This window comes from Mycobacterium sp. TH-M11 (assembly GCF_057473725.1).
This window is the reverse complement of record NZ_JBYCLD010000409.1, coordinates 1-2,095: the sequence shown is the minus strand read 5'-3', so window position 1 is coordinate 2,095 and position 2,095 is coordinate 1. Positions and strand designations below refer to the sequence as shown.

General features: G+C 65.5%; 2 protein-coding genes and 2 pseudogenes. All 4 read right to left on the bottom strand.

Annotated elements, in window-relative coordinates; all coding sequences use genetic code 11:
• Positions 1-229, bottom strand: a pseudogene (locus AC2VOG_RS16215) (amidohydrolase family protein); the annotation flags it as partial.
• 64 nt (positions 230-293) lie between these two features.
• Positions 294-1,532: a cytochrome P450 gene (locus AC2VOG_RS16210; protein ID WP_486940891.1), complete on the bottom strand. Its 1,239-nt coding sequence runs from the start codon at positions 1,530-1,532 to the stop codon at positions 294-296.
• Between the two features lie 3 nt (positions 1,533-1,535).
• Positions 1,536-1,730: a ferredoxin gene (locus tag AC2VOG_RS16205; protein ID WP_486940892.1), complete on the bottom strand. Its 195-nt coding sequence runs from the start codon at positions 1,728-1,730 to the stop codon at positions 1,536-1,538.
• A gap of 2 nt (positions 1,731-1,732) precedes the next feature.
• Positions 1,733-2,095 (bottom strand): annotated as a pseudogene (locus tag AC2VOG_RS16200) (hypothetical protein); the annotation flags it as partial.

The window sequence follows — 2,095 nt, the reverse complement described above, 5'->3', positions numbered from 1 at the left end:
CCTGATAAGCGCCGTCCTCATACCAGATCCGCGGCGCCTTCTCCTTGAGCTCGTCCGGGAATCGGTTGTAGAAGATGTCGTCGGCGATCGAGATGTGATTGTCCGCCGAGAACACCACGGTTCCGTCGGGCAGCCCGGTGGTGCTGCCGTCGGCCTGGCCGTGCCGATCCTTGGGCGCGCCGAGTCCGCCCGGTGGGTACAGCGACAGTGTGCTTGGTTGAGGCGACATCAGTGGCCCTTCGTTCGGATGGTGTGGTCGAGACTTGTCAGCCCGGGTCGCCCGGCGAAGGTACTCACCATCTGACCGGTAGTTCGTAGACGCCGTAGGCGAGCCGGTCATGTTTGAGCGGGACATCCTCGATCGGCACGGCAAGTTCCAGCGTGGGCACGCGATGAATCAGCGTGTGAAAGACGATCTGCAGCTCGGCGCGGGCAAGCTGCTGGCCGACGCATTGGTGGCGGCCGTAGCCGAATGCGACGTGCTGACCGGCACCCGCGCGGTGCAGGTAGAGCCGGTCGGGCTCGCTGAACTCTGTTGCGTCCCAGTTTGCCGGGGCGTTGTCGATGATGATGCCCTCGCCGGCGCGGATGACAACCCCCGCGATATCGATGTCCTCGGCGGCGACCCGGCGCTGGCCGTTTTGGATGATCGAGAGGTAGCGCAGGAGTTCTTCGACCGCATTGGCGATGACGTTGGGGTCATCGGTGTCGCGGAAAACCGCTGCCTGGTCTGGGTTTTCGAGCAGGGCGAGGACCCCGAGACCGATCATGTTGGCGGTGGTCTCGTGTCCGGCGATCAGCAACCCGGTGCCCAGCTGCGCGGCCTCCTTCACGCTCAGCTCACCGGCCTTGACCCGCTCGGCGAGGTCTGACACCGCGTCTTCGCCCGGAGACTCCATCTTCGATTCGACCAGCTGCGCAAGATACTTGTGCAGGCTCATCGCGCCCTTCATGGTGTCCTCGGCGGCGGCGTACCGCGCGAGACCGACATTGGCGTGATGCTGGAACATCTCGGCGTCTTCGTACGGCACCCCCAGCAGCTGGCTGATCACCAGCGAGGGCACCGGCAGCGCCAGCGCGCTGACGATGTCACCCGGGTTCGGGCCGGCCAACATGGCGTCGATCGCGTCGTCGGTGATCTGCTGGATGGCTGGCCGCAGGCCCTCGACTCGCTTGAACGTGAACGGCTTTGACAGCATTCGGCGAAACCGGGTGTGCTCCTCGGCATCGGAGGTGAAGACCGAGCGGGGCCGCTTGTGCACCGTGGACAGCATGCCCTCGTTCCAGTGCGGGAAGCCGGGCCGCCGGTCGTCGACGCTGACCCGAGGATCGGAGAACAGCGTGCGGGCCTCTTCGTAGCCGGTGATGAGCCACGGCGTGCTGCCGTCCCAGATCCTGACCCGGGACAGCGGGTGCGCCGCGGCCAGCTTCATCACTTCCGGCGGCGGGGCGAACGGGCAGCCTGCGGCGCGTTCCATCGGATACTCGGGGGCGATCGCGTCAGCCGTGGTGCCGGTGAGCGTGTCGGACACTTCTCACTCCTCGATGTGAATGGCCAGGGCCGGGCAACTTGCTTCGGCCCTGCGGGCGTTGCCGGCTTGAGCGGCGGGCGGGTGCTTATCGAGCACGATGACGACGCCGTCGTCGTCGCGTTGGTCAAAGATTTCCGGCGCATGCATCACGCAATTGCCTGACGAGGCGCATTTATCCTGTTCCACAGAAACTTTCATCATCAACTCTTGACGTGGGTGACTGGCGCCAGCCACAGCCCGACCACCGCGTCGATGAGGCGCGTCCCGGCCGCCTCCCAGGATGTCCACCGAGCGGCAGCGCCTGGGTCCAATGGCGGCGACCCGCTGCGCTCGGCCACGCCGAGTTTGCGATCGCCGCGGGCCAACGCCCGTTCACGATCAGCGCAGGTGTGCACCAGTAGATTGCGGGCCATCAGATTGCGTTCTACCCGAACGTCGATCGGAAGTTCGGGCAGACAGCGGTTGATCCCGTCGATGACCTGGACCAGAGACGGCGACGAAAGCGCGTCTTTGACCATGACGTTGTAGTACGCGGGATCGGTCATCACCTGTGCGGCGAACCG